Source organism: Rhizobium sp. TRM96647, from assembly GCF_025780115.1.
Classification (GTDB): Bacteria; Pseudomonadota; Alphaproteobacteria; order Rhizobiales; family Rhizobiaceae; genus Mycoplana.
Window position 1 is genome coordinate 573,719 of record NZ_JAOXHF010000003.1, and the last position, 7,700, is coordinate 581,418.

Genomic DNA, 7,700 nt, shown 5'->3' on the forward strand with positions numbered 1-7,700 from the left:
GAGCGGCATCATGATACCTGGGACATTCGCCTACCATCGCCCGACGACGATCGACAGCGCTGTCGCGCTGCTGATCGAACTGGGTGAAGACGCGCGCCCGCTGGCGGGCGGTCACAGTCTCATCCCCCTGATGAAGACACGGCTTGCATCTCCGGAACATCTTGTCGACCTTACGGGCATCGAAGGTCTGAACGGGATCGAGCGCTCGGATGGCGATGTCGTCATCGGTGCGATGACGACTCAGCACAGCCTTATAGGCTCTTCGCTTCTCTCCGAGCTGGTGCCGATCGTTCGCGAGACGTCGCTGATGATTGCCGACCCGCAAATCCGCTACAAGGGTACGATCGGCGGTAACTGTGCCAACGGTGATCCCGGCAATGACATGCCTGCGCTGATGCAGTGTCTGAACGCCCGTTACGCGCTGACGGGCAACGAGGGAACCCGTGAAGTCGCGGCGCGCAATTTCTACCTCGGTGCCTATGAAACCGTACTGGCTGCCGGCGAGATCCTGACTGCGGTTCGCATTCCCATTCCAGCACCGGGCCACGGCTATGCCTATGAGAAACTCAAGCGCAAGGTCGGCGACTATGCGACGGCGGCAGCGGCAGTGATGATCACCATGGCTGGCGATACCTGCACGAGCGCATCGATCGGCCTCACCAATGTTGCCGAAACCCCACTGTGGGCGGAAGAAGCGGGGCGCCTGCTCGTCGGCACAAAGCTCGACGAAGGTTCCATCGCAAGCGCAGTCGCAGCCGCCGAAGCGATCACCGATCCCGCCTCCGACATGCGCGGCCCGGCGGACTATCGCACCAAGATGGCCGGCGTCATGCTGCGCCGCGCGCTCGAGCGGGCCCGGTCCCGCGCCAAGGCTTGAGGAAGACAAGATGACCAAATCGCACATCAAAGTCACGATCAACGGCAAGGTCGTCGAAGCGCTTGTGGAGCCGCGCACCCTGCTGATCCATTTCCTGCGCGAGCAGCAGAACCTGACCGGCGCCCATATCGGCTGCGACACCGGCCACTGCGGCGCCTGCACCGTCGACATGGACGACATGTCGGTAAAGAGCTGCATGACCTTCGCCGTCCAGGCGGACGGCGCCAGCATCACCACGATCGAAGGCATCGCCAATGCGGACGGCACGCTGAGCGCGTTGCAGGAAGGCTTCCGCATGATGCACGGCCTGCAGTGTGGCTACTGTACGCCGGGGATGATCGTGCGCGCGCACCGGTTGTTGCAGGAGAACCCTGATCCTTCCGAGGACGAGATCCGCCACGGGATAGCCGGAAACCTCTGTCGCTGCACGGGCTACGTCAACATCGTCAGGGCCATCCAGTATGCGGCCGCCAAGATTAACGGAACTCCATTCCAGGAGGCGGCAGAATGAACGAGCAAGTCAAGATCGACCTGGATCGCGCTGAGCGCGCCGAAAAACTGCAGGGCATGGGATGCAAGCGCAAGCGCGTCGAAGACATCCGCTTCACGCAGGGCAAGGGCTCCTATGTCGATGATCTTAAATTGCCGGGCATGGTTTTTGGCGATTTCGTCCGCTCTCCGCACGCCCATGCCCGTATCGTCTCGATCGACACCTCGCGCGCGAAAGCGCTGCCGGGCGTCATTGCTGTATTGACCGCAGCCGACCTGAAGCCGCTCGGCCTTCATTACATGCCGACGCTGGCGGGTGACGTTCAGGCCGTCCTGGCGGAAGAAAAAGTCCTGTTCCAGAACCAGGAAGTGGCCTTCGTAATCGCGGAGGATCGCTACATCGCTTCGGACGCCACCGAGTTGGTCGATGTCGAATACGAGGCCCTGCCATGCATCGTTGATCCGTTCAGGTCGATGCTGCCCGACGCGCCGATCCTGCGCGAAGACATCAAGGACAAGATGACCGGTGCGCACGGGCCGCGCAAGCACCCCAACCACATCTTCGAATGGCAGATCGGCGACAAGCAGGCGACGGACGACGTGTTTGCGAAGGCCGATGTGACGATCAAGGAGATGCTCGTTGATCATCGAACTCATCCCTCGCCGCTGGAGACCTGCCAGTCGGTGGCATCCTTCGACAAGGTGAAGGGCGAACTGACGCTCTGGGGCACATTCCAGGCGCCGCATGTCATCCGAACCGTCGTGTCGCTGATCTCCGGTCTGCCCGAACACAAGATCCACGTCATCGCACCCGACATCGGCGGCGGTTTCGGCAACAAGGTCGGCGCCTATGCCGGCTATGTCTGCTCCGTCGTGGGTTCGATCGTGCTCGGCGTTCCGGTCAAATGGGTGGAAGACCGGATGGAGAACCTCTCCACCACATCCTTTGCCCGCGACTATCACATGACCACGGAACTCGCCGCGACGAAGGAGGGCAAGATCGTCGGCATGCGCGTGCATGTGCTGGCCGACCACGGCGCCTTCGACGCCTGCGCCGACCCGTCCAAATGGCCGGCCGGCTTCATGAACATCTGCACCGGCTCCTACGACATTCCCGTGGCGCATCTGGTGGTGGACGGCGTCTACACCAACAAGGCCTCGGGCGGCGTGGCCTACCGCTGCTCGTTCCGGGTGACTGAGGCAGTGTTCGCCATCGAGCGCGCCATCGAGGTGCTGGCGCAAAAGCTCGGCATGGATTCGGCCGAATTGCGGATGAAGAATTTCATCAGGGCCGAGCAGTTTCCCTACCAGTCGGCGCTGGGCTGGGAATATGACAGCGGCAACTATCATGTGGCGATGCAGAAGGCGATGGACACCATCGGCTACAGCCAGTTGCGCGCAGAACAGGCGGAAAAGCGCGAAGCCTTCAAGCGTGGCGAGACACGGGAACTGATGGGCATCGGGATTTCCTTCTTCACGGAGATCGTCGGCGCGGGCCCCGCCAAGAACTGCGACATTCTCGGCGTTGCAATGTTCGACTCGGCCGAAATCCGCATTCATCCGACCGGCTCCGTGATCGCCCGCATGGGCACCAAGAGCCAGGGGCAAGGGCATGAGACCACCTATGCCCAGATCATCGCGACCGAACTCGGCATTCCCGCTGACGACATCATGATCGAGGAAGGAAACACCGATACCGCGCCATACGGCCTCGGTACCTACGGCTCGCGCTCGACGCCGGTGGCCGGCGCTGCCACCGCGGTCGCCGCCCGCAAGATCAAAGCCAAGGCGCAGATGATCGCAGCGCACATGCTTGAGGTGCACGAGGGCGATCTGGAGTGGGACATCGATCGCTTTCGGGTCAAAGGCCTGCCGGAAAAATTCAAGACGATGAAGGAGATCGCCTGGTCTGCCTACAACGCTCCGCCTCCCAACATGGAGCCCGGCCTCGAGGCGGTGAACTACTATGAGCCACCGAACATGACCTACCCGTTCGGCGCCTACTTCTGCATCATGGACATCGATGTCGACACCGGGGTCGCCAAGACCAGGCGGTTCTATGCGCTCGACGATTGCGGCACCCGCATCAATCCGATGATCATCGAAGGCCAGGTGCATGGCGGATTGACGGAGGCCTTTGCCTGCGCAATGGGCCAGGAGATCCGCTACGACGAGATGGGCAACGTCATGGGAGCGTCCTTCATGGACTTCTTCCTGCCGACCGCGGTCGAGACGCCGAAATGGGAGACGGACTTCACCGTGACCCCGTCTCCGCATCATCCGATCGGAGCCAAAGGCGTAGGCGAAAGCCCACATGTCGGCGGCGTTCCGTGTTTCTCCAACGCAGTCAACGATGCCTATGCGTTCCTCGGTGCCGGGAACATCCAGATGCCGCACGATGCCTGGCGTCTCTGGAAGGTCGGCGAGCGGCTCGGCCTGCACGCATAAGTGGGAAGACAGCGATGGCCGTTACGCTTCCGCAGGAGGAGATCGCCGCGCAAATGGCTTCGGTCGGGTACATTCCCGATCGCGACCTTGCGACAGCGCTCTGGCTGATGGGCAGCCTGTCGCGTCCGCTTCTGCTGGAAGGCGAAGCGGGCGTCGGCAAGACCGAGGTCGCCCGTGCGCTTGCTCTTTCCAACGATACCAGGCTGATCCGGCTGCAATGCTACGAAGGCCTGGACCAGAGCACGGCGCTCTACGAGTGGAACTATCAGCGCCAGTTGCTCGCCATCAAGGCGCGCGAGGGGGCGGATGCGGACGAGGTCGAGGCGCAAATCTTCTCGGAAAAATATCTCCTCGAACGGCCGCTTCTCGCGGCCATCCGGCAGACCAAGGCGCCGGTTCTCCTGATCGACGAGGTCGACCGCGCCGATGAGGAGTTCGAAGCCTTTCTGCTGGAGCTTCTTTCCGACTTTCAGGTTTCGATTCCCGAGCTCGGAACGATAACGGCAACGACCATCCCGCGCGTCATCCTGACCTCGAACGGCACACGCGAACTGTCGGATGCGCTACGCCGCCGCTGCCTCTACCACTATGTCGATTATCCGGATGTGGATCACGAGGCACGGATCATCCTGTCGCGTCTGCCTGGCATCGACGCAGCCCTCTCACTGCAGATCGCCACCATGGTGAGCCTGATCCGCAAGGAGGAACTGCGTAAGGCGCCCGGTGTGGCGGAGACGCTGGACTGGGCCGCAACGCTTGCCGGCCTCGACATTCGCCACCTGCGCGACGAGCCAGAAGCAGTCCATGCGACCCTGATGTGCCTGGTCAAGACGGCAGAAGACAAGGCAGGAATGACGCGGCAGGTCTCCGACCGGCTGCTTGGCAAGGTGGCCTGAGATGCGGACGGCCGAAATCGCAACCACGGAGCTCGGTGCGGCCATGCGCGAAAAGCTCAACGGCTTCGTGGCCACGCTCCGCCTTAACGGCTTCGTTGCTGGCCTTGCCGAGACACGCGATGCGCTGGTGATCCTCAGCGGAGCGGCCTCGGTGCGTCCCTCCCGCCTTCGTCCCGCATGGCGCGCGCTCTTTTGCAGCGGCCAGTCGGACTGGCAGAAATTCGACGAGATTTTCGACGCCTACTGGCTGCGGCGCGGCATGAAATCCGCAACGCGCCTGTCGGGCGCGCCCCAGAAAGCGCCGGCAGGCCTGCAGTCCGCCGCGCCCGGCACCCTCGGACTTGGCGACAACCGGACTGCAGACCATGTGCAGCGTGGCGAGGACATCAAAACGGCGGATACCGGTCGCTCGAGGCGCGAAGGCGCCTCCAGCTCGGAGCTTCTGAGCCAGACGGATTTCCGTCATCTGACGCAGCCCGAAGATCTCGCGAGGGCGCACGAACTGGCGGAGCGTCTGGCAAAAGGCATGCAGGCCCGGATTACGCGGCGAACGCGCTCAGCGCAAAAAGGCGGACGGCTAAATTTGCGGCGTACCATTCACAAGAGCATTTCCCACGGCGGCACGCCGATGGAACCGGTGTTCCGCAGGCGCAAGGAAAAGCCGCTGCGGCTGGTCGTATTGCTCGACGCGTCGGGTTCCATGAGCCTTTATTCGGCGGTGTTCCTTCGTTTCATGCATGGCGTGCTCGATGCTTTTCGTCAGGCCGAAGCCTTTGTTTTTCATACGCGCCTCATCCACGTCTCGCCGGCGTTGCGAGAACGGGATCCGCAGCGCGCGGTGGAGCGAATGTCGCTGATGGCAGAAGGTACCGGCGGAGGCACCCGCATCGGCGAGAGCCTTTCCACCTTCAACCGCTGGCACGCCAAGCGCTGCATTCATTCGCGCACCTGCGTCATGATCGTTTCTGACGGTTACGACACGGGTCCTGCGGAAATACTGGGCACCGAGATGAGGGCGCTTCGGCGCCGCTGCCGGCGGATCGCGTGGCTGAACCCGATGATCGGCTGGCAGGACTATGCACCGGAGGCGGCCGGTATGAAGGCGGCACTCCCGTTCATCGATCTCTTCGCTCCAGCCCATAATCTCGAAAGCCTGGAAGCACTTGAACCCTATCTGGCGAGGATCTGACCATGCAGGCCCCTTCCGATATTCTCGATCTGGTGAGCGAAACCAAGGCCCGCGGCGAACCCTTTGCCGTCGCCACCGTGGTACGTACCGTATCGGTCACGGCGGCCAAGGCGGGCGCCAAGGCGGTGGTTCTGGCAGACGGGCGGATTTCCGGTGGCTGGATCGGCGGCGGCTGCGCGCGCAGCGCCGTGGTGAAGGCGGCAAGTGAAGCGATCCAGGACGGTCAGCCACGCCTCGTCCGCGTCCAGCCAGAAGACCTGCTGGAAGTCCAGCACGTTGCTCCGGGCGACGTGCGCGACGGTATCGTCTATGCCCGCAATATGTGCCCGAGCCAGGGCACGATGGATGTTTTCGTGGAACCGGTGTTGCCGCGCCCGGATCTGATCATTCTCGGCGCTTCGCCCGTGGCTGTGGCATTGGCCGATATCGCCCGCCGCCTCGGCTTCTTCGTCACCGTCTGCGCCACGGCCACCGATCATGCGTCCTTTGGCGAGCCGGATCGATTGATCGACGGGTTGACCTTGCCGGCTAACGGCACGGCACACGGGTTCATTGTCATCGCCACCCAGGGCCGCGGCGATGCGGTGGCGCTGAAGGCGGCCGTCAACGCGCCCACGCAGTATATCGGGTTCGTGGGTTCACGCAGGAAGTTCGCCGCCCTTCGCCGCGATCTTGACGGCGCGGGCATCGATGTCGGTGCAATTGATGCCATCCGCTCTCCTGCAGGGCTGGATCTTGGCGCAATCACGCCGGATGAAATTGCACTTTCGATTGTCGCCGAAATGATCGCCGTTCGCCGGCGCGGCCAACGTACGGTTTCAAAGGGAGAATGACTATGGATATGAGCGGCTCGCAGCGCATTGCTGCCTCACGCGAAGCGGTCTACGCCGCCCTCAACGAAGTCGATGTTCTGCGCCAATGCATTCCTGGATGCGAACAAATCGAAAAAACCTCCGATACCGAGATGGTCGCCAAGGTGACCTTGCGCATCGGTCCGGTAAAGGCGAGCTTTTCCGGCAAGGTAACGCTTTCCGATCTCGACCCGCCGAACGGCTACACGATTTCCGGCGAAGGTTCGGGGGGGATGGCCGGCTTTGCCAAGGGCGGCGCCAAGGTGACGCTTGAGCCCGACGGCGACGCGACCATACTCCACTACACCGTCGATGCGGAGATTGGCGGGAAGCTGGCACAAATGGGCAGCCGCCTGATCGATAGCACGGCCAAGAAGCTCGCAGGTGAATTCTTCGCGAAGTTCGGCGATATCGTCGGGGCTACACAGGGACAACCGCAGCCCCTAGAGGATGGTCCCGTCGAGAAGAAGGGCTGGGTTGGCCGGTTGCTCGGCGCCAGCACGACGGCCCTCCTGCTCTTTGCCTTCAGCCAAGGGATCTGCTGCCTCTTGGACCGACATCATTTGCCGGTCGACACTGCGGCATTTTCGATCTGCAGCTCGCGCCCGGTTATATGAGTCGTCAATTGCGCTAATGGGATAGACAACGCCCAGACTCATCGCTGGGCAACATCACGCCCACAGAATTCGCCGCGAAAATAGCTACGGAAAATCGGGCCGCTTTAGGCCAGATGGAATACCATAGACTCTCCCGGAGGCTGGAGGGAACAAGGGGCTCAGGTCAGCTTCGATATGAAAGCAGCATGCTTTAAGCTCCAAACGCAAGAAAGCCCTCCACGATGGGAGGGCTTTCTTGTTGAAACTGTTCCAAGAATTTGGTTGCGGGGGCAGGATTTGAACCTGCGGCCTTCAGGTTATGAGCCTGACGAGCTACCGGGCTGCTCCACCCCG

At 62.2% G+C, this 7,700-nt stretch carries 7 protein-coding genes; all 7 read left to right on the forward strand.

From position 1 onward, the window contains the following. Positions 1–10 precede the first annotated feature (10 nt). From OCK02_RS08500 to OCK02_RS08530, 7 genes are read left to right on the forward strand one after another with little or no spacing between them, the layout of a single operon-like run. Positions 11–877 carry an FAD binding domain-containing protein gene (locus tag OCK02_RS08500; RefSeq protein WP_263812656.1) on the forward strand — a complete coding sequence of 289 codons (867 nt, stop codon included), beginning with the start codon at positions 11–13 and terminating at the stop codon, positions 875–877. Positions 878–887: 10 nt separating this feature from the next. Further along, positions 888–1,388 carry a (2Fe-2S)-binding protein gene (locus tag OCK02_RS08505; protein WP_230802633.1) on the forward strand — a complete coding sequence of 167 codons (501 nt, stop codon included), beginning with the start codon at positions 888–890 and terminating at the stop codon, positions 1,386–1,388. Further along, complete coding sequence (locus OCK02_RS08510; protein ID WP_263812657.1) at positions 1,385–3,814, forward strand: aerobic carbon-monoxide dehydrogenase large subunit; 2,430 nt, start codon at positions 1,385–1,387, stop codon at positions 3,812–3,814. The genes OCK02_RS08505 and OCK02_RS08510 overlap by 4 nt, the downstream gene beginning before the upstream one ends. A gap of 14 nt (positions 3,815–3,828) precedes the next feature. Beyond that, positions 3,829–4,710, forward strand: a complete 882-nt coding sequence (locus OCK02_RS08515; RefSeq protein WP_263812658.1) for an AAA family ATPase — start codon at positions 3,829–3,831, stop codon at positions 4,708–4,710. A gap of 1 nt (position 4,711) precedes the next feature. Next, positions 4,712–5,899 carry a vWA domain-containing protein gene (locus OCK02_RS08520; RefSeq protein WP_263812659.1) on the forward strand — a complete coding sequence of 396 codons (1,188 nt, stop codon included), beginning with the start codon at positions 4,712–4,714 and terminating at the stop codon, positions 5,897–5,899. Positions 5,900–5,901: 2 nt separating this feature from the next. Then, positions 5,902–6,732 carry an XdhC family protein gene (locus OCK02_RS08525; RefSeq protein WP_263812660.1) on the forward strand — a complete coding sequence of 277 codons (831 nt, stop codon included), beginning with the start codon at positions 5,902–5,904 and terminating at the stop codon, positions 6,730–6,732. A gap of 2 nt (positions 6,733–6,734) precedes the next feature. Then, positions 6,735–7,367, forward strand: coding sequence for an SRPBCC family protein (locus tag OCK02_RS08530; RefSeq protein WP_263812661.1), 633 nt, complete (start codon positions 6,735–6,737; stop codon positions 7,365–7,367). Positions 7,368–7,700: the final 333 nt, after the last annotated feature.